Annotated in this window: 21 protein-coding genes; 10 read left to right on the forward strand and 11 right to left on the reverse strand. The window is 73.9% G+C overall.

The features are described from left to right. Nucleotides 1–193 precede the first annotated feature (193 nt). Nucleotides 194–622 (forward strand): DUF3151 domain-containing protein, encoded by a 429-nt coding sequence (locus tag ABZ783_RS04910; protein WP_357434566.1) that lies wholly within the window; start codon nucleotides 194–196, stop codon nucleotides 620–622. A gap of 52 nt (nucleotides 623–674) precedes the next feature. Here the strand turns inward: ABZ783_RS04910 and ABZ783_RS04915 are convergent, their stop codons facing one another. Further along, nucleotides 675–2,540: a chromosome partitioning protein gene (locus ABZ783_RS04915; protein WP_357434567.1), complete on the reverse strand. Its 1,866-nt coding sequence runs from the start codon at nucleotides 2,538–2,540 to the stop codon at nucleotides 675–677. A 72-nt stretch (nucleotides 2,541–2,612) separates the two neighbouring features. Continuing rightward, nucleotides 2,613–3,611, reverse strand: coding sequence for a diacylglycerol kinase family protein (locus ABZ783_RS04920; RefSeq protein ID WP_357434568.1), 999 nt, complete (start codon nucleotides 3,609–3,611; stop codon nucleotides 2,613–2,615). 122 nt (nucleotides 3,612–3,733) lie between these two features. Between ABZ783_RS04920 and ABZ783_RS04925 the strand changes: the two genes are divergently transcribed. Beyond that, nucleotides 3,734–5,020, forward strand: a complete 1,287-nt coding sequence (locus ABZ783_RS04925; protein ID WP_073835025.1) for an adenylosuccinate synthase — start codon at nucleotides 3,734–3,736, stop codon at nucleotides 5,018–5,020. Between the two features lie 121 nt (nucleotides 5,021–5,141). Continuing rightward, entirely contained in the window at nucleotides 5,142–6,389 is a 1,248-nt protein-coding gene (gene purD / locus ABZ783_RS04930) for a phosphoribosylamine--glycine ligase (RefSeq protein ID WP_357434569.1), read from the forward strand. A gap of 185 nt (nucleotides 6,390–6,574) precedes the next feature. Here purD and ABZ783_RS04935 read toward each other — a convergent pair whose 3' ends face one another. The 4 genes from ABZ783_RS04935 to ABZ783_RS04950 all read right to left on the reverse strand — a co-directional run bounded on the left by ABZ783_RS04935 (nucleotide 6,575) and on the right by ABZ783_RS04950 (nucleotide 11,599). Then, nucleotides 6,575–8,101, reverse strand: coding sequence for a N,N-dimethylformamidase beta subunit family domain-containing protein (locus ABZ783_RS04935; protein ID WP_357434570.1), 1,527 nt, complete (start codon nucleotides 8,099–8,101; stop codon nucleotides 6,575–6,577). Nucleotides 8,102–8,205: 104 nt separating this feature from the next. Then, on the reverse strand, nucleotides 8,206–9,768 hold the full coding sequence (locus tag ABZ783_RS04940) for an AMP-binding protein (RefSeq protein WP_357434571.1): 1,563 nt from the start codon (nucleotides 9,766–9,768) through the stop codon (nucleotides 8,206–8,208). Between the two features lie 162 nt (nucleotides 9,769–9,930). Further along, entirely contained in the window at nucleotides 9,931–11,145 is a 1,215-nt protein-coding gene (locus ABZ783_RS04945) for an acyl-CoA dehydrogenase family protein (protein ID WP_357434572.1), read from the reverse strand. Between the two features lies 1 nt (nucleotide 11,146). Further along, entirely contained in the window at nucleotides 11,147–11,599 is a 453-nt protein-coding gene (locus ABZ783_RS04950) for an SCP2 sterol-binding domain-containing protein (RefSeq protein WP_357434573.1), read from the reverse strand. A gap of 67 nt (nucleotides 11,600–11,666) precedes the next feature. Here ABZ783_RS04950 and ABZ783_RS04955 point away from each other — a divergent pair, with 67 nt between their 5' ends. Continuing rightward, a complete protein-coding gene (locus ABZ783_RS04955) occupies nucleotides 11,667–12,314 on the forward strand; it encodes a TetR/AcrR family transcriptional regulator (RefSeq protein WP_357434574.1) in 648 nt (215 codons plus the stop codon). Here the strand turns inward: ABZ783_RS04955 and ABZ783_RS04960 are convergent. Beyond that, complete coding sequence (locus ABZ783_RS04960; RefSeq protein WP_357434575.1) at nucleotides 12,289–12,963, reverse strand: DedA family protein; 675 nt, start codon at nucleotides 12,961–12,963, stop codon at nucleotides 12,289–12,291. The genes ABZ783_RS04955 and ABZ783_RS04960 overlap by 26 nt on opposite strands. A gap of 170 nt (nucleotides 12,964–13,133) precedes the next feature. Between ABZ783_RS04960 and ABZ783_RS04965 the strand changes: the two genes are divergently transcribed. Continuing rightward, on the forward strand, nucleotides 13,134–14,312 hold the full coding sequence (locus ABZ783_RS04965) for a histidine kinase (RefSeq protein ID WP_357434576.1): 1,179 nt from the start codon (nucleotides 13,134–13,136) through the stop codon (nucleotides 14,310–14,312). Beyond that, nucleotides 14,309–14,950, forward strand: coding sequence for a response regulator transcription factor (locus ABZ783_RS04970; RefSeq protein WP_357434577.1), 642 nt, complete (start codon nucleotides 14,309–14,311; stop codon nucleotides 14,948–14,950). The genes ABZ783_RS04965 and ABZ783_RS04970 overlap by 4 nt, the downstream gene beginning before the upstream one ends. A 13-nt stretch (nucleotides 14,951–14,963) precedes the next feature. Here the strand turns inward: ABZ783_RS04970 and ABZ783_RS04975 are convergent, their stop codons facing one another. The 3 genes from ABZ783_RS04975 to ABZ783_RS04985 form a co-directional block, all read right to left on the reverse strand. Next, nucleotides 14,964–15,581: a DedA family protein gene (locus tag ABZ783_RS04975; RefSeq protein WP_357434578.1), complete on the reverse strand. Its 618-nt coding sequence runs from the start codon at nucleotides 15,579–15,581 to the stop codon at nucleotides 14,964–14,966. A gap of 152 nt (nucleotides 15,582–15,733) precedes the next feature. After that, nucleotides 15,734–16,567, reverse strand: a complete 834-nt coding sequence (locus ABZ783_RS04980; RefSeq protein WP_357434776.1) for a MaoC/PaaZ C-terminal domain-containing protein — start codon at nucleotides 16,565–16,567, stop codon at nucleotides 15,734–15,736. A gap of 266 nt (nucleotides 16,568–16,833) precedes the next feature. Beyond that, a complete protein-coding gene (locus ABZ783_RS04985; RefSeq protein WP_357434579.1) occupies nucleotides 16,834–18,192 on the reverse strand; it encodes a 3-oxoacyl-ACP reductase in 1,359 nt (452 codons plus the stop codon). Between the two features lie 162 nt (nucleotides 18,193–18,354). On the opposite strand from ABZ783_RS04985, the gene ABZ783_RS04990 reads away from it, so the two are divergent. The 3 genes from ABZ783_RS04990 to ABZ783_RS05000 all read left to right on the forward strand — a co-directional run bounded on the left by ABZ783_RS04990 (nucleotide 18,355) and on the right by ABZ783_RS05000 (nucleotide 21,543). Next, nucleotides 18,355–19,647 (forward strand): acetyl-CoA C-acetyltransferase, encoded by a 1,293-nt coding sequence (locus tag ABZ783_RS04990; protein ID WP_357434580.1) that lies wholly within the window; start codon nucleotides 18,355–18,357, stop codon nucleotides 19,645–19,647. Nucleotides 19,648–19,735: 88 nt separating this feature from the next. After that, a complete protein-coding gene (locus tag ABZ783_RS04995) occupies nucleotides 19,736–20,254 on the forward strand; it encodes a SigE family RNA polymerase sigma factor (RefSeq protein ID WP_357434581.1) in 519 nt (172 codons plus the stop codon). Further along, complete coding sequence (locus tag ABZ783_RS05000; protein ID WP_357434582.1) at nucleotides 20,251–21,543, forward strand: hypothetical protein; 1,293 nt, start codon at nucleotides 20,251–20,253, stop codon at nucleotides 21,541–21,543. Before ABZ783_RS04995 ends, ABZ783_RS05000 begins: the two co-directional genes overlap by 4 nt. 101 nt (nucleotides 21,544–21,644) lie before the next feature. On the opposite strand, the gene ABZ783_RS05005 is transcribed toward ABZ783_RS05000, so the two are convergent. Beyond that, complete coding sequence (locus ABZ783_RS05005; RefSeq protein WP_357434583.1) at nucleotides 21,645–22,385, reverse strand: 3-oxoacyl-ACP reductase family protein; 741 nt, start codon at nucleotides 22,383–22,385, stop codon at nucleotides 21,645–21,647. A 123-nt stretch (nucleotides 22,386–22,508) separates the two neighbouring features. On the opposite strand from ABZ783_RS05005, the gene ABZ783_RS05010 reads away from it, so the two are divergent. After that, a complete protein-coding gene (locus ABZ783_RS05010) occupies nucleotides 22,509–23,117 on the forward strand; it encodes a hypothetical protein (RefSeq protein WP_357434584.1) in 609 nt (202 codons plus the stop codon). Nucleotides 23,118–23,182 lie beyond the last annotated feature (65 nt).

Raw genomic sequence — 23,182 nt, forward strand, 5'->3', positions numbered from 1 at the left:
GCCACCGGGCTCCTGCATAACCGGGTCCTGGGGAGGCTCCGGATCTTTAGTTGTAGTGGAAAATATCTCCGGGTGGCATGGGCCGGGGGTACGTGCCGGCCCGCCGCAGGCGTGACGAACCCCTCAGCCGTTCAGTTGACCGGCTCGCCGGACCCCCTCGCGTACCCCTACGCGAAGCGGGTTGAATGGGGCGATGCAGAACCTGTTGCCTGAGCCACCGGCCACCCTCCTGCCCGCGCACGAGGAGGCCGACGCCGCGCTGGCCGCCGCCGCCGAGCAGGACACCGACGAGGCGTACCAGGACGTCGCGGCCCGCTTCCCGGCCCACAGCGCGGCCTGGGCGGCACTGGCCGCCCGGGCGCTCGCCGCCGGCCAGGTCGTCCCGGCCTACGCCTACGCGCGTACCGGCTACCACCGCGGGCTGGACCAGCTGCGCCGCGCCGGCTGGAAGGGGCACGGCCCGGTGCCGTGGTCGCACAAGCCCAACCGGGGCTTCCTCCGCTGCCTCTACGTGCTCTCCCGGGCCGCCGGCGAGATCGGCGAGGCCGACGAGGCGGCCCGCTGCGCCCAGTTCCTCCGCGACTGCGACCCGGCCGCCGCGGACGCCCTCGCCACCCTCTGACCTGCGGCGACGGCCGGTCCGACCACCGGGTCGGGCCGGCCGTCGCGCCTGTTTACAGTCCTTCCGCCACGGCGGCGGCGATCTTCAACCAGGCGTCCCGGGTGGCCGAGGAGAGCTGCCCGTACCGGATCGGCTCGCCGGTGTCGATGAGCCGCTCGTACGGCGCGAGCAGCACCGCCCGGGTCCGGGCGGCGAAGTGCCCCTGGATGGCCGGCAGGTCGATCTCCTTGCGCGACGGCGGCATCGACACCACCGTCACCGCCTGCCGGACCAGCCGCTGCCGGCCGCTCTGCTCCAGGTGGTCGAGCATCCGCGCGGCGGTCTCCGCCGAGTCGTTCCGCGCCGACATGGTGACCACGAGTTGGTCGGTGGCGTCCATCGCGGCCTGCCAGTTCTGCGCCCGGACGTTGTTCCCGGTGTCCACGAAGATCAGCTTGTAGAAGCGGCTGACCACCTCGCGGATCTCGGCGAACGCCGCCGCCGTGAGCATCTCGCCGCCGGTCGCCGACTCGTCCGAGGCGAGCACGTCGAACATCCCCTCGCCCTGCGAGCGGACGTACTGCGACAGGTCGCCGACCCGGCCGTGCGCGCCCTGGAACTGGGCCAGGTCGCGCAGCATGTCCCGCACCGTACGCGAGTGGAAGTCCTGCTGGGCCCGCATCCCGAGGGTCCCCTGGGTCTCGTTGTTGTCCCAGGCCAGCACGTATCCGCCGCGCTTCTGGCCGAAGGTCATGGCGAGCAGCAGGATGGCCACCGTCTTGCCGGCGCCGCCCTTCGGGTTGACCACGGTCACCTGGCGCAGCCCGCCGAAGTTGCGGCGGACCATCTCGATGTCGCGCCGTACCTCCTGCTCGTGCTGCCCTGGTGGGAGCCGGACCAGGCCGAGCCGGTTCACCACCGCGCGGACGCCCATGGTGGCCACCGGATCGAGCGGCCGGGCCTGCCGGCGTCGGGCGAAGTCCTCGGCGGTCGGGGGCGCCCCGCCCTCCGGCGTCCAGGCCGGCTCCGGGTACGCGGCGGGCGCCGGCTGCTGCGGCGGGCCGGGCTGCGGCGGCGGGGTGCCCTGCTGGGGCCAGGCGGACGGGTACCAGCCCGGTGTCGGGGTGGGCGACACGGGCCCGCCCGCCGCGGGTGGCGGCGGGTACGCCGACCCGTCCGGCTGCCCGTACCCGCCCGGCCCCGGCGGATAGCCCGTGCCGTTCCCGTACGCGGACTGCGGGAGCGGCACGCCCGGCGACGGCGGGAACGGCCCGAGTCGGGGCGACGGCGGAGCGTCCGGCTGCCCCTCGGCGGGCGGCACGGCGTCCGGACCTGGCGCGTCGGTGGCCGGCTCGGCCGGCCCGGTGGTCGACCGCTGCGGCGGCTGGGCCCAGGGCGAATCCGTCCGGCTGCCGGTGCCGGCCGGGGGGTCGTCGGCCTGCCCGGACCCGTTCGAGGAGCGGTCCGGGGCGCCGGATCCGCCGCCCGCCCCCGCGCCGGCCGATGCCGACCCGGCCGCCGGGGTGCCGGCCGACGGGCCATCGGCGCCCGTGGACCTGCTCGGGGCGACCGCCGGTTGGTCGAGGGTGAACGGGAGGTCCAGGTCGACCGGAGGCTGTGCCGGGCGGGGCGTGGGCACCCCGTGGCCGGCGCCGCCCGCCCGCGTCACGTCGTCCGTCGCCGCGCCGGTGGCCGTGGCGTCCCGGGCCGGCCCCGTGGGCGGGCCGTCCACCGGCACGCCGGGCGCCGGTGCGGCGGCGTCCGGGGGCGGGGCGGGCCCGGCGGGCCCGGCGGGCGCGCCTGGTTGGCTGGGAGCCGCCCAGGGCGGAACGGCGGTGGTCGGGTCGGTCTGCTCCGGCGGCCAGAGCGGTTCGATGTCCCGCTCCGGCACCTGCGGATGGCCCGGTACGTGGGCCCGGTCGGCGTTCTCGTGCACCACGGTTCCTCCCCCTTCCTCCCGCCGAGGATAGGCCGTCCGGTCAGCCGGGGAGCCGCACGAGATCGACGGAGGTCAGGACGTCCAGACCGCCCAGGCGCCCGGCTCGGTCCACCAGGACCGCTTCCGGTTCAGCTCGCCCTCGACGCCGTCGTCGAGGAAGGGCACCTTCTCGTCGCGGGGCACGACCGCCACCGCCCGGCCCCGGGCCCGGCGCACCTCGAGGCGTACCCGCCTGCGGCCCAACCTGGAGCGGGTGACCACCGGAACGGCCACCGCCACCTCGACCCGGCCGTCGGTCGGGTCCGGGCCGGCCAGCAGCGTCACGTCGTCGAGGCGCGCGTACCCGGCGGCGTTGCCGATCGCGCAGGCCATGATCGCTTCCTCGCCGTCGGAGAGGATCGCGTCGTCGACCTCGACCCGGCCGCGCCAGTGCAGCGGCCGGCCCGCGTCGTCGGCCGCGCCGAGCAGCGCGCCGTCCAGGGTCACCGAGCCGCCGTCGTTGCGCAGCAGGTCGAGCCGGCGGGCGGTGCCGTCCAGCACCGTGGCGGCCACCGCCGCCGGGTCGCGCGGCAACCCGAGCTGCGCGGCCAGGTCACGGGCCGTCCCGGTCCGGGCCGGATCGAGCGGGAGTACGCCGACCGGCGGCAGGTCCGGGACCGTCCGGTTGCCGGGCAGGTCGGCCGGACGGCGGCTCGGCGGCGGAGCGTACCGCCGGACCAGCCGGCGCAGCACGGCGCGCAACTGCCCGTCACTGGCCGTGGCGACCACCAGGCGGGTCTTGCCGTCCGGATCGGGCCAGGTGAGGCCGTCCGCCCGCGGCGGTCCGTCGAGCCGGGCCAGCACCTGGTCGATGTCGGCGTCCGAGCGGGCGGTGACCGTCTCCACCCGGGCACCCCGGGCGGTCAGCGCGTCCGCGCAGGCCAGCACCGGTACGCGCGGGGTCTCGCAGCGCTCCTCGGGCGTCGCGCCGCCGGCTTCGTCGGCGCCACCGCAGCAGGCCCCGCCGCTGCCGCAGCCGCCGCCGGGCGCGTCCCGCTCCGAGCCGAGGCTGAGCAGCACCACGTCGTACACGAAGGAGCCTCCTGCTTCTCGACGAACCCCTGCTGGTCCCGCCGTTACCTCTTGTTAGCCTGACACCCCGGGCTCGCTGACCGGTCGCCGCCTGGCACCCGAGCCTTCTGGAGGCGGAGAAGATGCCAGCGATCGTGCTCCTCGGCGCCCAGTGGGGCGACGAGGGTAAGGGCAAGGTTACCGACCTGCTGGGTGGGCGGGTTGACTACGTGGTGCGCTACTCCGGCGGCAACAACGCCGGGCACACGGTGATCACCCCGGACGGCCAGAAGTACGCGCTGCACCTCATGCCGTCCGGCGCGCTCTCGCCGAGCGCGATGATCGTGATCGGCAACGGCGTGGTGGTCGACCCGAAGGTGCTGCTGGAGGAGATCGACGGTCTCGCCGAGCGGGGCGTGGACGTCTCCCGGCTGCGCATCTCCGGCGACGCGCACCTGATCATGCCGCACCACCGGGCGCTGGACCGGGTGGTCGAGCGTTACCTCGGCTCGTCCCGGATCGGCACCACCGGCCGCGGCATCGGCCCCGCGTACGGGGACAAGGTCGCCCGGATGGGCATCCGGCTCCAGGACCTGCTCGACCCCGGCATCCTGCGCAAGAAGCTGGAGCTGGCGCTCCGCGAGAAGAACCAGGTGCTGTTCAAGGTCTACAACCGCAAGGCGATCGACGTCGACGCGACGATCGAGGAGTACCTCGGGTACGCCGAGCGGCTCAAGCCGTACATCGCCGAGACCCGGGCGATGCTCTGGGACGCGCTGGACCGGGGCGAGACGGTCCTGCTGGAGGGTGCCCAGGCCACCATGCTCGACATGGATCACGGCACGTACCCCTTCGTGACCTCGTCGAACCCGACGGCCGGTGGGGCGTGCGTGGGCGCGGGCATCCCGCCCACCGCGATCACCAAGGTCATCGCGGTCAGCAAGGCGTACACCACCCGGGTGGGCGCGGGACCCTTCCCGACCGAGCTCTTCGACGACAACGGCCGGCACCTTGTCAAGATCGGCCACGAGTACGGCACCACCACCGGCCGGGAGCGCCGGGCCGGCTGGTTCGACGCGGTCGTGGCCCGGTACGCGTGCCGCCTCAACGGGGTCACCGATCTGGTCGTCACCAAGCTGGACGTGCTCACCGGCCTGCCCAAGGTGCCGATCTGCGTCGGCTACCAGATCAACGGCGAGCGGGTCGACGACATGCCGATGACGCAGACCGACTTCCACCACGCGACGCCGATCTACGAAGAGCTCGACGGCTGGTGGGAGGACATCACCAAGGCCCGCACCGAGGACGAACTCCCCGAGAACGCGCGCCGCTACATCGCGCGCATCGAGGAACTAACCGGCACCCGGGTCAGCGTCGTCGGCGTAGGCCCCGGCCGCGACGAAAACGTCCTCCGCCACCCCCTCCTCTAACCCACCCCCCATCCCGGATCGCTTCGTTGATCATGAGATTAGCGGCACGGTCAGAGATCCATCTCGCCGCTAACCTCATGATCAACGGGGTGGGGAGGCGGGGTCAGTAGGATGCGGGGTTGTGCGGGTTTTGCTTGTGGGTGGTGGGGGGCGGGAGCACGCGCTCGCGCTCGGGTTGGCCGGTGATCCGTCCGTCACGGCGCTGATCGCGGCGCCGGGGAATCCTGGGATCGCGGCGGTGGCTGAGCTGCGGGAGGTTGCTCCGACCGATCCGGCGGCGGTGGCGGCGCTCGCCGTCGAGGTGGGTGCCGACCTGGTGGTGATCGGGCCGGAGGCGCCGCTGGTGGCCGGCGTCGCCGACGCGGTACGCGCCAAGGGCATCGCCGTGTTCGGTCCGTCGGCGGAGGCGGCCCGGCTGGAGGGTTCCAAGACGTTCGCCAAGGACGTGATGACCGCCGCCAAGGTGCCGACCGCGCGGGCGTACACCTGCACGGAGCAGGAGAGCACCGGCAGGGCGCTGGACGAGTTCGGGCCGCCGTACGTGGTGAAGAACGACGGGCTGGCCGCCGGCAAGGGTGTCGTGGTGACCAGCGACCGGGCGGTCGCCGAAGAGCACGCACGGGACTGCGGCCGGGTGGTGGTCGAGGAGTACCTGGCCGGCCCCGAGGTCTCCCTCTTCGTGGTCACCGACGGGGAGGCGGCCCTGCCGCTGCTGCCCGCGCAGGACTTCAAGCGGGTCGGCGACGGCGACACCGGCCCGAACACCGGTGGCATGGGCGCGTACGCGCCGCTGCCCTGGGCGCCGCCCGGCCTGGTGGATGAGGTGATGCGCGACGTCGTGCACCCGACGCTGGCCGAGATGCGGCGCCGGGGCACCCCGTTCGCGGGCCTGCTCTACGTGGGTCTGGCGATCACCGCCGCCGGCCCTCGTGTGATCGAGTTCAACGCCCGTTTCGGCGACCCGGAGACCCAGGTCGTCCTCGCCCTGCTGGAGACGCCGCTCGCCGGGCTGCTGCACGCCGCCGCCACCGGCACGCTGGCCGCGCACCCGCCGCTGCGCTGGCGGGACGGGGCGGCGGTCACCGTCGTGGTGGCGGCCGAGGGATACCCGGCGGCGCCGCGTACCGGCGACGTGATCACCGGCGCGGACCGCCCCGGGGTCATCCACGCCGGCACCCGCCGGGACGCCGACGGCAAGCTGCGTTCCGCCGGGGGCCGGGTCGTCTGCGGTACGGCCACCGGCCCGGACCTGGCCGCCGCGCGGGATGCCGCCTACGCCCTGGTACGGGACATCGAGCTGGCCGGCTCGCACCACCGCACCGACATCGCTGCCGCGGCGGTGGCCGGCCAGGTGACCGTCCCCGCCTGACCCGGCGACCCGCGGAGCGGCCGAGGCGCCAGAAGGTGGTGCGCGGCCGACCGTATGCCCTCGGGCGACGGGACGGGCGGCGACGTCGACTGCCGGCTCGATGAGATCCGACCTGCACGATGATCAACCGCGGCGCCGATTGCGGCACGAACGGCCCGGCCCGGCGAGCCGGGCGGTCGGTCTCGCTATCCCGCAGCGGGCTCGGACGCCCGGGCCTCGGCCGCGGTTCGGGCGCGGCCGACGATCCGGTCGAGCAGGTTGGCGGTGGCCCGTTCGATCCGCTCGTCGCGGTGCCCGGGGCGGTTCAGCGCCATGGTCCAGCAGAGCGTGCCGGTGGCGAAGACGAGACCGCCCTGCGGCGTCTCGTACAGGTGCGTGTTCTGCACCCGCCGCCCGCCCTCCCGGGTCCGGTACGGCGACCGGCTCAGCACGGTGGCGGTGACGGCGGCCGGGCGGGGCGTCCTGGGGTTGAGGCCGTCGGCCTCGCCGCCGACCACCCCGGGGATCCGGTCGCCGTCGGCCACCCCCGTGCCGGCCCAGAACCAGTGGCTCGCCGAGTTGACGATCAGCGGTTGCGGCGCGCCGACGATGCCGTTGTATTGCACGCCGATCAGCGCCTGTTCGGGCTGGCGGATGCTGCGCCACCGGAGAGTGGGGCCGGCGCCGTCCTGACCAGGATCGGGCATGGTCTTGGCGCAGGCGACCACGCGCTCGGCGCGCCCGTCGGCGGCCGGCCGGACCCGGACGTGCCAGTAGACGCTGTTGGCGCCGAGGAAGGCCAGGCTCCGGCCGGCCGCGACCGCCCGTTCCGCGGCCCGCCGCATCTCCGCCGACCAGTACTCGTCGTGCCCGGCGAACACGATGCCCTGGTGCCGCGTCGGGTCGAGCCGACCGGAGTGCAGGTCGAAGCTGGTCGCGTAGCTGACGTCGTACCGGTTGCGTTCCAGCCACTGGATGACGTCGTGGTCCCGGCTGAGGTGGATCGGGATGCCCTCGTCGGAGTACGGCCGGTCGAACGAGACCTCCCGGGCCCGGACCAGCGGGTCCCGCCGGCCGGCTGTGTAGCCGTTGTAGAGGCTCTTGCCGATCAACCGGTCCGTCGGCCACTGGTTGTACGCCTGCCAGGTGGTCACCGGCAGCACCACGCAGAGCGCGGCGGCGCGCCGGTCGTCGCGCACCACGAACGGCGTGCCGGCGCGCCAGCCCGCGGCCGAGGTGAACACCGCCTGGTAGAGGCCGGAGGTCCAGTGGTCGGGGATCCGCAGGGTCCAGGACACCGGCCAGCGGCACGCGATGGTGCCGGTCGCCGGGTCGGCCGGCGGGACGGGTTGCGGCACCCCGGCCAGCTCGGGACTGGTCAGCATGGTGCGGGCGCCGGCGCCGTCGTACCAGCCGAGCCGGTGGACGGTGATCCGGAACGGGCCGGCCGGGTTGACGGCGACGTGGAAGTCGACGGTCTGCCCGGGGGCGACGCTGGTCGCCGAGGCGTACCCCTGGATCTGGCGCTGCCGGTCGTCGGCGGCGCGGGGGCCGTCCTGCGGCCACCAGGGTTCCCCGGCCGCGTGGTTCTCCACCTCGACGGGCGGGGGCTGGCGGCGGACGAGGGTGCCGGCGCGGCGCCGGCCGAGGACGGGTTCGGTGGCGCCGAGTGCGGTGGCGGAGGCGCCGCCGAGGAGGAGGCCGAGTGCCCAGCGTCGGCGGAGTCGGACCATGGAGGCAGCTCCCGGACGAGTGAACGGACCTGCCGGGGACCGCCGGCGGATGGAACGTACCATCCCGCCCTCCCAGGGCAGTAGGTCCCTTTTGGCCCCTTGACTCAGCCGTAGTAGCGGCGTAGCTCGCGGGCGAGCACCTTGCCGGTGGCGTTGCGCGGCAGGTATTTCACGAAGACCACGTCCCGGGGCACCGAGTAGCGGGCCAGGTAGTGCCGCACGTACTCGCGGACCGCCTCCGGGTCGAGGGTTTCGCCGGGGTACAGGGCCAGGAACGCGGCGAGCCGCTGGCCGTACTCGGCGTCCGGTACGCCGATCACCGCGACCTCGCGGACCTGCGGCAGCCGGGCGATCAGGTCCTCGACCTCGGCGGGGAAGACGTTCTCGCCCCCGGAGACGATCATGTCGTCGGCCCGCCCGTCGACGAAGAGCAGCCCGTCGTCGAGCCGGCCCAGGTCGCCGGTGTCCAGCAGGCCGTCGCGGCGCTCCCGGCTGGCCCCCGAGGTATAGCCCTCGAAGAGCATCTCGTTGCCCACGAAGATCCGCCCGACCTGCCCCTCCCCGACCGGCTCGCCGGCGTCGTCGAGGATCGCCAGCCGGGTGCCGTGCGGCGGGCGGCCGGCACTGTTGGGCGCCGCACGCAGGTCGGCCGGGCCGGCGATGGACGCCCAGGAGACCTCGGTCGAGCCGTAGAGGTTGTGCAGGACATCGCCGTAGCGGTCCATGAACGCGGTGGCCAGCCCGCCGGGGAGGGCGGAGCCGCTGACCGCGACCACCTTCAGCGGCGGCCGGGGGTCCGGCGCCGGCACCTCCATCAGTCGTTGCAGCATCACCGGTACGGCGAACAGTGCGTCGCAGGACTGCGCCACCAGGGCAGCCAGCGTGGCTGCCGGGTCGAAGCGGCGGTGCAGCACGATGGTGGCGCGCATGGCGAACGCCACCTGGAGGGCGGCGTACCCCCAGGTGTGGAAGAGCGGCGCGGCGATCATCACGGTGTCCCGGGCGTGCAGCGGGATCCGGTCGATGATGGAGACCAGGGGGCCGAAGCCGTTCGGCGTGGGCCGGCGGGCGCCCTTGGGCGCGCCGGTGGTGCCGGAGGTGAGGACGATGGTCCGCCCGTCCCGCTCCGGCGGCTGGAGCTGTTCCCCGGGCAGGGCCCCGGCGATCAGTTCGTCCCGGGCGCGTTCGTCGACCCGGTGCACGTCGGCGGGGAGGCCGAGGATGCGCTCGCCGAACTCGGCGTCGTGCACCAGCACCCGCAGCGCCTGCTCCTCCGCCACGGTGGCGAGCTGCGCCGCGGAGAGTCCGGTGTTCACCAGTACGGCGTCCGCGCCGAGCAGCATCGCCGCGACGACCGTCTCGACCAGCCCGTGGTGGTTGCGGCAGAGCACGCCGATCCGGTCGCCGGCCCGTACGCCGAACCCGGCCCGCATCGACCGGGCCAGCCGTTCCGTCCGGTCCAGCAGCTCCTGGTACGTCAGCGTGGCGCCGTGCTCGTCGACGATCGCGGTGCGCCCGGGGTCGCGGGCGGCGGCCTGGCGCAGCTCACCGGCGAGGCTCCAGCCCCATTTCCGCAGCGCGCCTAGTTGGGTGGCGACCCGGATCGGCCGGCCCGGGTTGAGCAGCCCGCGTCGGGTCAGCGTGGCGACGACGAACGGCAGGTCCACGCGGCAACCCTCCTCTCGATCAGGTACCCGTGGCGGCGCGGCGCCCAGCCGGGGTGATCACCGCCGGAGCGCCTGGGCCGCCTGTGCCGGAGACCGGCGGCCCGACCCGCGACGGCGTGCCGCTCGGCACAGCGGTCGGTCGTCGCGGGCCGGCGCCGGCGATCAGCGGAGCTGCATCCCGGAGATGGCCCGGGAGATGACCAGGCGCTGGATCTCGGAGGTTCCTTCGAAGATGGTGTAGATCTTGGCGTCCCGGTACCACCGCTCCACCGGGTGGTCCCGCAGGAAGCCGGCCCCGCCGAGGAGCTGGACCGCCTTCTCGGTGACCGAGACGGCCACCTCGCCGGCCTTGAGCTTGGACATCGAGCCCTCGCCCGCGGTGAACGGCCGGTTGTTGCGGCCCATCCAGGAGGCCCGCCAGACCAGCAGCCGCGCTGCGTCGATCTCCATCTTCATGTCGGCGAGCGCGAACGCGACCGCCTGGTTCTCGATGATCGGGCGGCCGAACTGGACCCGGTTCTTGGCGTAGTCGAGGGCGTACTCGTACGCGGCGCGGGCCACGCCGAGCGCCTGCGCGCCGACGGTCGGGCGGGACAGTTCGAAGGTGCGCATCGCCGCCTGGCCGGAGGCGCGCTGCCCGGAGCGGGCCCGGGCCAACCGCTCGTCGAGCGCCTCCTTGCCGCCGAGCAGGCAGCGCCCCGGCACCCGGACGTCGTCGAGGAAGACGTCGGCGGTGTGGGACGCGCGCAGCCCGAGCTTGCGCAGCTTGCGGGTGGCGTTGAGCCCCGGCGTGCCCGGCGGTACGACGAATGCGGCCTGCCCCCGCGAGCCCAGCTCGGGGTCGACCGAGGCGGTGACCACGTGCACCCCGGCGATCCCGCCGTTGGTGGCGTACGCCTTCTGCCCGCTCAGCACCCACTCGTCGGTGGCCTCCTGGTAGACGGCCCGGGTGCGCATCGACCCGACGTCGGAGCCGGCCTCCGGCTCGGTGGTGCAGAACGCGGCGACCGCGGGCTGGTCGACGTCACCGAAGCACTGCGGCACCCATTCGACGAGCTGGTCGGGTGTGCCCGCGCCATAGATGGCGGCGACGGCCAGCGAGGTGCCGAAGATGCCCAGCCCGATGCCGGCGTCGCCCCAGAACAGTTCCTCGCTGGCGATCGGCAGCGAGAGCCCGGTGGGGTCGGCCCAGCAGGTGGCGAGGAACTCGAAGCCGTACAGGCCGACCTTCGCCGCCTCCTGGATGATCGGCCAGGGCGTCTCCTCGCGGGCGTCCCACTCGGCCGCGGCCGGGCGCACAACCTCGGCCGCGAAGCCGTGCACCCAGTCGCGGAGGTCCCGCTGTTCCTCGTTCAGGTCGAGCGAGAACTCCACCACTTCAGGCCTTCGGGATGTCGAACAGGTTGGCGATGTTGGCGGCGAGGCCCAGGTCGCCCTTGGCCTTCAGCTTGCCGGTCATGAACATCATGACCGGGTTGCCGCCACCGGAGACGATCTTCAGGAACTCGACCGGGCCCATGGTGAGGCTGAGCTTCGGGTCCCGCTGCGGGGTGTCGGAGACGGCGCAGGTGCCGTTCTCGATGACGATCTCGTAGGTGTCGGTGCCGCCGTCAGGGCGCCCGGTGACGTTCCAGTGGATGACCGCGTTGGTGGAGCCGGCACGGTCGGCCCGGAACAGGCTCGGCATCCGCTCGAAGACCGCGCTGAGGATCTTGCCGCGCAGGTCGCCGGACATGACCTCGGCGATCTTGTCGTCAGGGGTGGACTTGACCAGCTGCGCGAACTCCTTCGGGCCGACGTTCGCGAAATTGGCCGGGTCGAAGTCAGTCATGGGGGTTTGCACCTTCCGGAGCGGGCCGACTTTGGTTACTCAGCCGTAACCCTACGCACGAGTAGGTATGCTCGCAAGAGTGTCCAGCCCGACCTTCAAGCGCCTGCCCCGGGCCGTACGCGAACAGCAGATGCTGGACGCGGCGGTCAAGGTGTTCTCACGCAGGGGTTTTCACGCGGCCAGCATGGACGAGATCGCCGAAGACGCCGGCATCTCCAAGCCGATGGTGTACGCGTATCTCGGCACGAAGGAAGAACTCTTCGTCGCCTGCCTGCATCGGGAGGGCACCCGGTTGATGGAGGCCATCGCCGGGGCCGCCGCCCCCGACCTGCCCGCCGACGAACGGCTCTGGCGCGGGCTGCGCGCCTTCTTCGGCTTCGTCGGCGCGCACCGCGACGGCTGGGCGGTGCTCTACCGGCAGGCCCGCGGCGAGCGGCCGTTCGCCGCCGAGGTGGCCACCATGCGCGGCCGGCTGGTCGAGGTGGTCGCCGGCATGCTCGACCACGCGCTGCGCGCGAAGGGGCGCGAGGTGCGCGGCACCGACCTGGAGGTGGTCGCGTACGCCCTGGTCGGGGCGAGCGAGTCGCTGGCCGACTGGCTCGCCGACCACCCGGAGGCGGACCCGGAGAAGACCGCCACCCGGATGATGAACGTCGCCTGGCTCGGCGCCGACCGCCTGCTGCGCGGCGTCACCTGGCACCCGCCGGCCGACTGACCGGCGCGTCGGCGGGCACTCGCCCGCGGCCACGTACCCAACGCACCGTCTCCACGACCAGGGTCACGGCCAGTGCGATCCCCAGCCCGAGCAGCAGGCCGCGTACGGGATCCCGCTCGAAGGCGAGCCCGCCCAGGTAGCCGACGAGCGCCGAGTAGACGCCCCAGGAGGCGGCGGCTAGCGCGTCGAAGGCGAGGAACCGCCGCCGGGAGAACCGGGTCGCCCCCATGGTGAGGGTGACGGCGGTGCGTCCACCGGGGATGTAACGGGCCACGATCAGGAGCAGGCCGCCGCGGACCGCGATGGCGCGCCGGGCCCACTCCAGCGCTGCCCGCCGGCGACCCCGCCTACGACGGTGCGGCGCGTCGGATGCGGTGTCGCGGCCCGGCACGGTCGCCAGCAACCGCCCACCGGCGTGGCGGCCGATGGCGTACGAGATGTGATCCCCGACGAGCGCGCCGCAGCCGGCCACCACGATCACCAGCGGCAGGTCGGGCTGGCCGGTCGCGGCGAAGACCCCGGCGGTGATCACCGCGGTTTCACTCGGCACCGCCGGGAAGAAGCCGTCGACCACCGCGATCGCGAAGAGCGCCAGGTAGACCCAGGGTGAGGACATCGTCTGGTGGAGCAGATCGAGCACCGAATCCATGGCTCCGATGCTGGTCGCGCCGCCCGTGCGGGCCATCTGCCGTCGGTCGGCCGGCGGGGGTCACTTTCGTCGCGTCATACCCCGAGGCGTTCTCAGGGTCGGCACCCAGCCCTCCCCGGAGCTGCCCCGCGGAACTCCACCACAGCCCGCCGCCCGCCTAGGCTTGCGAGGTGACCTCCCGCGCCGCCCTGCTCCGGCGGGCCGAGCGGTACGCGCCCCTCCTGCTCGCCGTGCTGGTGGCTGCCGGCACCTGGGCCTCGGCGACCGGGGCGCTTGGCCTCCGCTCGCCGCTGCCCCAGGTGCTCACTCTCGGCATCGCGCTGGCCTCGGGCGCCGCCGTCCTCGGGTCCCGCCGGTGGCCGCTGGTCACCATGGCGGCCGTCGGCTGGCTCGTGCTGGCCGCGTGGCCGGCCGCGGTCGTCGCATCCTGGCGGGCCGGCGTGCGCCTGCGCGGTCGCCGGCTCGCCGGCTACGTGCTCGGCGCCGCGCTCGTCCTCTTGGCGGGGGCGGTGATCGGCGCGGCGATTGGCGGGGAACGCCGGCTGAGCACCGGTACCCCGGCGAACGCGCTGGCGCTCTTCGCCTGGCTGGTGATCTTCCCGCTGGTCGCCGGGCTGTGGATCCAGGCGCGGCGGGACACCCTGGCCGCCCTGCGGGACCGCGCCGAGCGGCTGGAACGCGAGCAGGAGGCGCGAGCCGACCGGGCCCGGGCCGAGGAGCGGGCCCGGATCGCCCGGGAGATGCACGACGTGGTGGCGCACCGGGTCTCACTGATGGTGGTGCACGCCGGCGCGCTGGAGGTGACCGCAGCCGAGCCCGCCACGATCGAGGCGGCCGCCCTGATCCGGTCCACCGGCCGTTCGGCGTTGGCCGACCTGCGGGACGTGCTCGGCGTGCTGCGTCAGCCGCCGCCGGCCGCTGACGGCGCGCCGCTCAGCGTAACCTCCACGCCCCCGCCCGCCGGTCTGGACGCGATCGACGAATTGGTCGGGGAGTCGCGTGAAGCTGGCCTCGAGGTACATCGCCAGGACGAGGGGACGCCGCGGCCGGTGCCGGGTGCCGTCGCGCGGACCGCGTACCGGGTGGTGCAGGAAGGGCTGACCAACGCCCGCAAGCACGCCCCGAATGCCGAGGTCACTGTCCGCCTGTGCCACCTGCCCGACGGGGTCGAGGTCAGCGTCCGTAACGGCCCTTCAGCCCGGCGCGGTCCCGCCCTGCCCGGCGCGGGGCTCGGTCTGGTCGGGCTGCGGGAGCGGGTCGAACTGGTCGGCGGGCGGTTGGCGGCCGGCCCTGGGGCGGACGGAGGATTTGTGCTTCGGGCGCTCATCCCGACGGAGGTGGGGCCTTGATCCGTACCCTGATCGCTGACGACGAGCAACTGGTCCGTGCAGGCCTGCGGCTGATCCTCGATGCGGCGCCGGACATCGCGGTGGTCGGCGAGGCCGCCGACGGCGACGAGGCGCTGGCCGCAGCCATCCGGCTGCGACCCGACGTGGTGCTGCTGGACGTCCGCATGCCCGGCACCGACGGGCTGGCGGCTGCGCCGCGGATCGTCGCGAAGGGCCCCAAGGTCGTCATGCTGACCACCTTCGACCTGGACGAGTACGTGCACGAGGCGCTGCGTGCCGGGGCGGTCGGCTTTCTGCTGAAGGACACGCCGCCGGGGGAACTCGCCGCAGCCGTGCGGACCGTCGCCGCCGGCAACGCCATGCTCGCCCCGGCGGTGACCCGGCGGCTGATCAACTCCTTCGCCGAACGTGGCCCGGGCCGGCGGGAGGCCGCCCGGCAGCGGCTCGCCCGGCTGACCGACCGGGAGGCGGCGGTCGTCCGGGAGGTGGCTCGGGGAGACGCGAACGCCGACGTGGCCCGACGACTCGGGATGAGCGAGGGCACCGTCAAGGCGTACGTCAGCCGGGCCCTGGCCAAGCTCGGGGCGAGCAACCGGGTGCAGCTCGCCATCCTGGTCCACGATGCCGATCTGCTGTGAGGCCGGGGCGGGCTCAGCGGCGGGTGGCGGCGCGGGACCGGGACCGGCGGCGGGCCCAGCGGACAGCTTCGAACACTCCGGTGGCCACGAGCGACAGACCCACCCCGAGCAGCAGGCCCTCGATCGGGTTCTGCTTGAAGGTCAGCCCGCCGAAGTAGCCGAGCAGCCCGCAGTAGAGCGCCCAGGCGGCGCAGGCGAGCAGGTCGTACATCAGGAAACAGCGGAGCGGGTAGCGGACCGCGCCCATGGTCAGGGTGACCGCCGTCCGGCCGCCCGGGACGTAGCGGGCGGTGGTCAGGATGAGCCCGCCGCGCCGGTCGACCGCCCGGCGGGCCCACTCGGAGCTCGCCCGTCGCCGGCTGTCGGCGGGCAGCCGGGCCAGCCGGTGCGCGCCGCCGCCGCGCCCGATGGCGTACGAGAGGTGGTCGCCGGCGAGCGCGCCGAGCGCGGCGGCCACGATCAGCGCGACCAGGGCCGGTTCCCCGTCCGCCGCGAAGACCGCGGCGGTGATCACCACCGTCTCGCCGGGCAGCAGCGGGAAGAACGCGTCGATCGCGGTGACCACGAAGATCACCAGGTACGCCCACGGCGAGGTCGCCGTCTGGCGCAGCAGGTCGAGCACGTCCCCCATGCCCTCATGCTGGTGCCGCCGGACGGGCCGGCGGGCCGAGTCACCGGATCACGTCCCCGCGCCCGCTGCCCTGCCGGCCCCGCACCCACCGGTGAGAAGGCCCTTCCTTACCGGTCACCTTGTCCGCTGCGGTCGGGCCGTCCGGTTTGGGGTCAGCGGACGGTGCCCACCAGCTGCGGCCCGCCGGACCGCGCGTCGTGCAGGGCGAAATCCCAGGTCCCGCCGGTCGCGGTGGCGCTGAAGGCCACCGTGGACGGCAGCGGCACCGGCAGCTTGAACGCCACGTTCACCGAGTACGCCTCCGGCAGCCGGCTCTCCAGCGCGGCCAGGCAGTGGGCCTTGCTCCACATGCCGTGCGCGATCGGGCGGGGGAAACCGAACAGGCGTGCCCCGAGCACCGAGGTGTGGATCGGGTTGTGGTCGCCGGAGACCCGGGCGTAGTCGCTGCCCACCCGGGGGGTCACCCGCCAGTGCGCCGCGGTGGCCGGCAGGTCCGGGCGGTCACCCCGGTCGCGTCGCGGGCCGCCGCCCGCCTTCCGCTCCTTCCCGAGGTACGTCGAGACGCCCCGCCAGACCTCCGTGCCGTCGACCGAGCCGACCAGCACCACGTCGAGCTGCCGGCCCCGCTCGTGCGGGCGCAGGTTCTCGGCGTACGTGTGGAAGTCCAGGGTCTCGCCGGCCTCGATCGGCCGGTGCACGGTGATCCGGTTCGCCACGTGCACCACCCCGGTCAGCGGGATCGGGAACTCCGCCGCGGTCATCAGCCGCAGCGCCAGCGGGAAGCCCAGCACGTGCACGTACGTCGCCGGCAGCCGGTCGGTGAGCCGGAAGCCGCAGACCCGGTCGTAGTCGGCCAGGTGCGCCCGGTCCACGGTCACCCCGCCCACGCCGAGTTCCACCTCGGGCAGCTCCTGGCCGCGCCGGCCGCCCATCCCGGGCAGGGCGCCGAGCAGGGCCCGCCGGTAGAGCACGCCAGCCGCCGGCATCCGAGGCAGGTCGATGCGGACGCGCCCCGCGGTGCCGACGGTCGCTGGCGCGACCGCCGCCCCGGCGACGGCCGACAGGTCCCGGGTGACCTCGGCGGCCGCGCCGGAGAGGTCCTGCGTCTCGTCGGCGGACGGGCGCGGCTCGCCGGCCGCCCCCGCCACGGCGGCCCGGGCCGCGGTGAGGTCCTGGGTCGGGCCCTCGATCAACTCGTGTACCGACAGCTCCTCGACCGGCTCCTCCGGCCGCCGCTGCTTGCGCCGCGCCATCACGCCCCCAGCAGGCTCTGGCCGCAGACGCGGACCACGTTGCCGCTGACCGCGCCGGTCGCCGGCCACGCGAGCCAGCCGATCGTCTCGGCCACGTCCACCGGCAGTCCGCCCTGGGCCATGCTGTTCATCCGGCGGCCCGCTTCCCGGATCAGCAACGGGATCCGAGCGGTCAGCCGGGTCTCGATGAACCCGGGCGCGACCGCGTTGAGGCTGATCCCGCGTTCGCGCAGCACCGGGGCGAGCGAGTCGACCAGGCCGATCACGCCGGCCTTGCTGGTCGCGTAGTTGGTCTGCCCCCGGTTGCCGGCGATGCCGGCGATCGAGGAGACCGAGACGATCCGGCCGCCGGCCGGGATCAGGTCGCGCTCCAGCAGCAGGTCGTTGATCCGCTCCTGGCTGGACAGGTTCACGTCGATCACCGAGTCCCAGCGGTCGGCGTCCATCCGGCCGAGCGTCCGGTCCCGGGTGATGCCGGCGTTGTGCACCACCACGTCGACCCGGCCGTGCCGACTCGCCAGGTGCTCGGCCAGCCGGGTCGGCGCGTCCGCCGCGGTCAGGTCGAGCTGCACCGCGCTGCCGCCGACCTCGTTGGCGACGGTGGCCAGCTCGTCCCCGGCAGCGGGGATGTCCAGCGCCACTACCCGGGCGCCGTCCCGGGCGAGCACCCGCGCCAGTGCCGCGCCGATGCCCCGGGCCGCCCCGGTGACCAGGACCACCTGGCCGTCCAGCGGCCGGTCCCAGTCGGCCGGCGGGGTGGCCGCGCCAGCGCCGACCCGGATCACCTGCCCGGAGACGTACGCGGAGCGGCCCGACAGCAGGAAGCGCAGCGTGGACTCCAGGCTGACCGGGGTGCCGGCGTCACCGTGCCTCGTGACGTACGCGAGCTGCGCGGTGACGCCCCGGCCGAACTCCTTGCCGATGCTGCGGGTCAGCCCCTCCAGGGCGCGCTGGGCGGTCGCCTCGCGGGGCGAGTCGCACTCGGCCGGCGGGGTGCCCAGCACGATCACCCGGCCGCAGGGAAGCAGGGCCCGGGCGTGCGGGTGGAAGAAGTCGTAGAGCTGGCGCAGTTCGGACGAGTCGGTGAGACCGGTCGCGTCGTACACCAGGGCGGCGAAGCGCGAGGTGGCGTCGGTGGCGGCGGCTGGGTCGGGCAGCTCGACCCCGGCGGCGGCCAGGATCTTGCCGATCGGTTCGGCGAGCCGGCCACCGGTCGACGAGCCGAGCAGGACCGGCCCAGGAACGAGCGGGTCGCCCGGAGTGTGCCGGCGCAGTCGGGGCGGGTCGGGCAGCCCGAGGCGCTTGACCAGGGTGCGGCCGGCCCCCGTGTGGACGAAGCTCGCGTAGCGGTCGCTCATGCCCGTAGCCTACTGGCGAGTAGGTTGGACGCAACCCCTGCCATGCCGGCGCTGGTCGTCCGCCTGGAACCGGGCCGGCGGCCCAGGACTCGCGCCGTGGCCGCCGCGCGGCGTAGCCTACTGGCGAGTAGGGTACGGGCAACCGAATCGAGGAGGCCGATCATGCAGAGTGTCCGGCGGGTCGCGGTGATCGGCGGCAACCGCATCCCCTTCGCCCGGTCCAACTCGCGCTACGCGCACGCGTCCAACGCCGATCTGCTCGGCGCGGCGCTCGACGGCCTGGTCGCCCGCTTCGGCCTGGCCGGGCAGCGGGTCGGCGAGGTGGTCGCCGGCGCGGTGCTCAAGCACTCCCGCGACTTCAACCTCACCCGCGAGGTGGTGCTCGGCTCCCGGCTCGACCCGCACACCCCGGCGTACGACATCCAGCAGGCCTGCGGCACCGGACTCGAAGCCGCCATCCTGGTCGCCAACAAGATCGCCCTGGGGCAGCTCGAGGTCGGCATCGCCGGTGGTGTCGACACCACCTCGGACGCGCCGCTGGCCCTCAACGAGGACCTGCGCCGTACGCTGCTCGCGCTCAACTCCGCCCGGACCGTCGGCGAGCGGCTGAAGGTCGCCGCGAAGCTCCGCCCGCACCAGCCGTTCAAGCCGGAGATCCCGCGCAACGCGGAGCCGCGCACCGGGCTGTCCATGGGGGAGCACGCGGCGCGGACGGCGCTGCGCTGGAACATCGACCGGCAGGCCCAGGACGAGCTGGCGCTCCGCTCGCACCGGCGGCTCGCCGCCGCGTACGACAAGGGGTTCTTCGACGATCTGATGACCCCCTACCTCGGGCTCACCCGGGACCAGAACCTCCGCCCGGACACCAGCCTGGAGAAGCTCGGCTCGCTGAAGCCGGTCTTCGGCACGAAGGGCCCGGACGCCGAGCGGGCCACCATGACCGCCGGCAACTCCTCCCCGCTCACCGACGGCGCGTCGACGGTGCTGCTGGCCTCCGAGGAGTGGGCGCGCGAGCACCACCTGCCGGTGCTGGCCTGGTTCTCCTGGTCCGAGACCGCCGCGGTCGACTTCGTGCACGGCGACGAGGGGCTGCTGATGGCCCCCGTGTACGCGGTGCCCCGGATGCTGGCCCGGGCCGGCCTCACCCTGCAGGATTTCGACTTCTACGAGATCCACGAGGCGTTCGCCGCGCAGGTGCTGGCCACCCTGGCCGCCTGGGAGTCGCCCGAGTTCGGCAAGGAGCGGCTGGGCCTGGACGCGCCGCTCGGGTCGATCGACCGGGACAAGCTCAACGTCAACGGCTCCTCGCTGGCCGCCGGGCACCCGTTCGCGGCCACCGGCGGCCGGATCGTGGCCACCCTGGCCAAGCTCCTCGACCAGAAGGGGAGCGGCCGGGGCCTGATCTCCATCTGCGCCGCCGGCGGGCAGGGCGTGACGGCGATCCTGGAGCGTTGAGCCCGCCCCGTCCTGATCGAATCCCGGGCAACCCGCGCCCACCATCCCTCCGTCACCTGGGCATGAGGCGAACTAGGGGCCCCGGATCGTGAACCGGGCCGACGAGGACGAATACCGGCAGTTCGTGGTTGCCCGGCTGGAGGCGTTGCGCCGCACGGCGTACCTGCTCTGCCGCGACTGGCACACCGCCGACGACCTGGTCTCCATCACCATCGGCAAGCTCTACCGGCACTGGCGCCGGGTCCGCGCGGCGGACAACGTCGACGCGTACGTGCGGGGCGTGCTGACCAACGCCTGGCTGGACGAGCGGCGCCGGCCCTGGCGGCGCGAGCAGGCGACGTACGAGGTGCCGGACCAGGTCGATCTGGCGTTGCCGCAGACGGCCCTGGTCGACCGGCAGGCCCTGCTCGAACTGCTGGGGGAGCTGCCGCCGCGGCGGCGGGCGGTGATCGTGCTGCGCTTCTACTGCGACCTGTCCGTAGAGGAGACCGCCGAGGCGTTGGGGATCAGCGCCGGCACGGTGAAGAGCCAGGCGGCCCGCGGCCTCGAGATGCTCCGCGTCCTCGCCACCAACGCGTCGGGCCGATCCGTGGAGGAGTGGGCATGAGCTACCGGCAGTTTCTGGACGAGGCGATCGGCGACTCGCCGGTCTCGACGATCGACGTCGATCAGGTGATCATGCGGCAGCGCCGCAACCGCAGGCTGCGCCGCTGGGGGGTGTGCGGTGGCGCGGCGGCAGCGGTGCTGGGGGTGACCGCCACGGCGGCCCTCGGGCTGCCGTCGGTCGGGCGGCAGCCGGCCCCCGCCGAGCGGCCCCGGATCACCACCGTGGCGGGCACCCCGGAAGACGTGGCACGCCTGGACGGCGCGGTGAAGGCGGCGGTGGAGCGGGCGGTGCCTGGCGTGACCTGGGGCATCAACGCCACCGAGGGGTCGCCCTTGCGCCACGCCGGCGATCCGCGGAACGGCGGTGAAGACCCGTCGAACGGTGTCGCCTCCTACCGCGGGTACGGCACCATCACGGTGAACGGAGTCAAGGCGCACCTCTCGATCTTTATCAACCGCCAGCAGGGCGACCGGTCCCGCGAGGCGCCCTGTGTCGAGCGGCCCGAGGTGAACCAGACCTGCCGGGAGAGCGTTGGCCCGAACGGCGAGCGGATCACACTGATGAACATGTCGCGGGTGGAGCAGGCATCGAGTGGTCGGCGACACATCCGAGACAATCGCTACCTGCTCGTCCACCGGCCGGACGACAGCCTCGTATCGGTGTTGCTGGAAAGTGCGGCGTCGACGGGCGGATTTGCGCTTACCGCCGAGCAGTTGACCGCCGTCGGTCTCGACCCCGGCCTCGTGTTGGCCCCGCTCCCGCCCGGTGTGCGTCTGACCCCACCGGCGTCGCCATCGGCGTCCCCGCGGCAGCCTTCCCCGCAGCAGAAGCGGATCGACAACGCGATATTCGCCGCGCTGCGCAAGCAGGCACCCGGGGTCAAGGGCGCGGGCGGTGCCTCCGATACCCCGACCGACCTGGCCTCGGTCTGGACGGACGGCGGCGGGAAGAACACCGCCGACGAGTACTGGGGACAGGGGCGGCTCCGGGCCGACAAGGCGACCGGGCTCTTCTCGGTGCAGATCTGGCGGACCGACCCGGGCCTGGGCAGCCTGACCTGCGGGAAGAACACCAAGATGTACACCTGCAAGGCCGGAACCGGGCCGCACGGCGAGAAGTACCGCACTGTCACCATCGGGGGCAGCTCGGCCGAGCGGACGGTCGACGTCCGGCGCGCGGACGGCTCCTGGCTCTGGGTGAACCTCATCGGCGACAGGGGGAACTTCCCGCTGACCCCGGCGCAGCAGCAGGCCATCGCGTTCGACCCGGCGATCGCCCTGGCGCAGTGAAGTAGTGAGCAGACCGGGGCGGGCCGATCCGCCGCCCGCCCCGGCTCCTCGTCCGGCCCGGCGACTCCTGCCCGCGGCGCCGGGCCGGATCTGCAACCGGATCAGGCGGTGCCGCCGCCGTCGATGGCGATCGACGCGCCGGTGATGTGCCGCCCGCCGTCGCCCACCAGGTGGCTGACCGTCGCCGCCACGTCGGCGGGCGTCCCGTACCGGCCGAGGGCGATGTGTTCCCGCTGTGCGTCGGCGCCGGCGCTGTCCGCCGGGTTCATGTCGGTGTCGGTGGAACCGGGCAGGAGCACGTTGACGGTGATCCCGCGCGGGCCGAGTTCCCGGGCGAGGGCCCGGGTGAGGCCGTTGACCGCGCTCTTGGTCATGGCGTAGACGCTCACCCCGGGGGCCGGGACGCGGCTGGCGAAGCTGCTGCCGATGTTGACGATCCGCCCGCCGGTGCCCATGTGGCGTACCGCCGCCTGGGTGGCCAGGAACACCCCGCGAACGTGCACGGCAATAGCCCGGTCGAGGTCGTCGAGGCCGACCTCCTCGATCGGTCCGTACGAGAACACCCCGGCGTTGTTCACCAGGATGTCCAGCCGGCCCAGCTCGGCGACGGTCTGCTCGACCGCCCCGACCACCGCCGTCGCGTCTGTGCTGTCGGCCTGGGTCGCCAGGCCGGTGCGGCCGTACGCCTCGACGTCGGCGACCACGAGCTTCGCGCTGTCCCCCGCCTCGCGGTAGGTGAACGCGACGTGGGCGCCGTCCTCGGCCAGGCGGCGCACGACGGCGGCACCGATACCACGGCTCCCGCCGGTGACCAGGGCGACCTTGCCGGTAAGTCTGGACACGCTTCCCCAATCCTGTTTGTCGACTCAGGAGTGTGATCACCCTATCCGGCTTGCCGGCCGTCCCTACCGTGGACGCCAGCCCGCCCGGACGTCACCGGCGGCGGCACCCGCGAGGGAGTGGTCATGCCCGGTCAAGCCCTGCTCCGTACCACCGTCGTCGCCCTGGCTGCCGTGCTGGCCGCCGGATGTGCGGCCACCGGCACCAACGCCACGGAGTCCACCGCCACGACCTCGGTGACCGAGGCCCCCGGCGACCCGGCGGCGTCCACCGCGCCCGCGAGCGGCGCCCCGACAACCTCCGCGGAGCCCACGGGAGACGGTACGACCGGCAGCGGGTCGACGGGCGGCGGCACCAAGAGCAACGGCGGGCAGCCCGGCAGCAGGCCGACGACGAGCGCCCCGAAGCCGGCCGGCCCGACGATTACCTACTTCCGGGTCGCCCAGAAGCCCTCCTGCCCGGCGGGCACCAACGCCGATCCGGTCGCGGGCACCCCGGTCGTCGTGGAGTGGAAGACCAGCAACGTCGATTCGGTCGCCCTCTCCGTCGACGGCCCCGGCGTGTACGCCGACAACTACCCGCCCACGGGCAGCGAGACCCTGAACTTCCCCTGCTCCGGCGCCGAGGGCGACGTGCAGAAGCACACCTACCTGCTGACGGTCCGCAACGCCCACGGCACGCAGAAGAAGACCCTCGTGGTGACCGCCACCGTGCACGAGATCACCCAGGTGTGACGTAACCCGCGTTCCGGCGGCCACAGGGCATCGCGATTTCCAGCTTGGCGAGCAACCCCGTCGCC

The sequence above is a fragment of the Micromonospora sp. NPDC047738 genome, assembly GCF_040642675.1.
Lineage (GTDB): Bacteria > Actinomycetota > Actinomycetes > Mycobacteriales > Micromonosporaceae > Micromonospora.

Excerpts from the sequence above, each read along its gene's own strand:
- ABZ783_RS04925 (WP_073835025.1), top strand. The coding sequence starts at position 3,734 with ATGCCAGCGATCGTGCTCCTCGGCGCCCAGTGGGGCGACGAGGGTAAG.
- ABZ783_RS04910 (WP_357434566.1), top strand. The coding sequence starts at position 194 with ATGCAGAACCTGTTGCCTGAGCCACCGGCCACCCTCCTGCCCGCGCAC.
- ABZ783_RS04935 (WP_357434570.1), bottom strand. The coding sequence starts at position 8,101 with ATGGTCCGACTCCGCCGACGCTGGGCACTCGGCCTCCTCCTCGGCGGC.
- ABZ783_RS04985 (WP_357434579.1), bottom strand. The coding sequence starts at position 18,192 with ATGAGCGACCGCTACGCGAGCTTCGTCCACACGGGGGCCGGCCGCACC.
- ABZ783_RS04990 (WP_357434580.1), top strand. The coding sequence starts at position 18,355 with ATGCAGAGTGTCCGGCGGGTCGCGGTGATCGGCGGCAACCGCATCCCC.
- ABZ783_RS05010 (WP_357434584.1), top strand. The coding sequence starts at position 22,509 with ATGCCCGGTCAAGCCCTGCTCCGTACCACCGTCGTCGCCCTGGCTGCC.
- ABZ783_RS04960 (WP_357434575.1), bottom strand. The coding sequence starts at position 12,963 with ATGGATTCGGTGCTCGATCTGCTCCACCAGACGATGTCCTCACCCTGG.
- ABZ783_RS04950 (WP_357434573.1), bottom strand. The coding sequence starts at position 11,599 with ATGACTGACTTCGACCCGGCCAATTTCGCGAACGTCGGCCCGAAGGAG.
- ABZ783_RS05000 (WP_357434582.1), top strand. The coding sequence starts at position 20,251 with ATGAGCTACCGGCAGTTTCTGGACGAGGCGATCGGCGACTCGCCGGTC.
- ABZ783_RS04955 (WP_357434574.1), top strand. The coding sequence starts at position 11,667 with ATGCTCGCAAGAGTGTCCAGCCCGACCTTCAAGCGCCTGCCCCGGGCC.
- ABZ783_RS04980 (WP_357434776.1), bottom strand. The coding sequence starts at position 16,567 with ATGCCGGCGGCTGGCGTGCTCTACCGGCGGGCCCTGCTCGGCGCCCTG.
- ABZ783_RS04975 (WP_357434578.1), bottom strand. The coding sequence starts at position 15,581 with ATGGGGGACGTGCTCGACCTGCTGCGCCAGACGGCGACCTCGCCGTGG.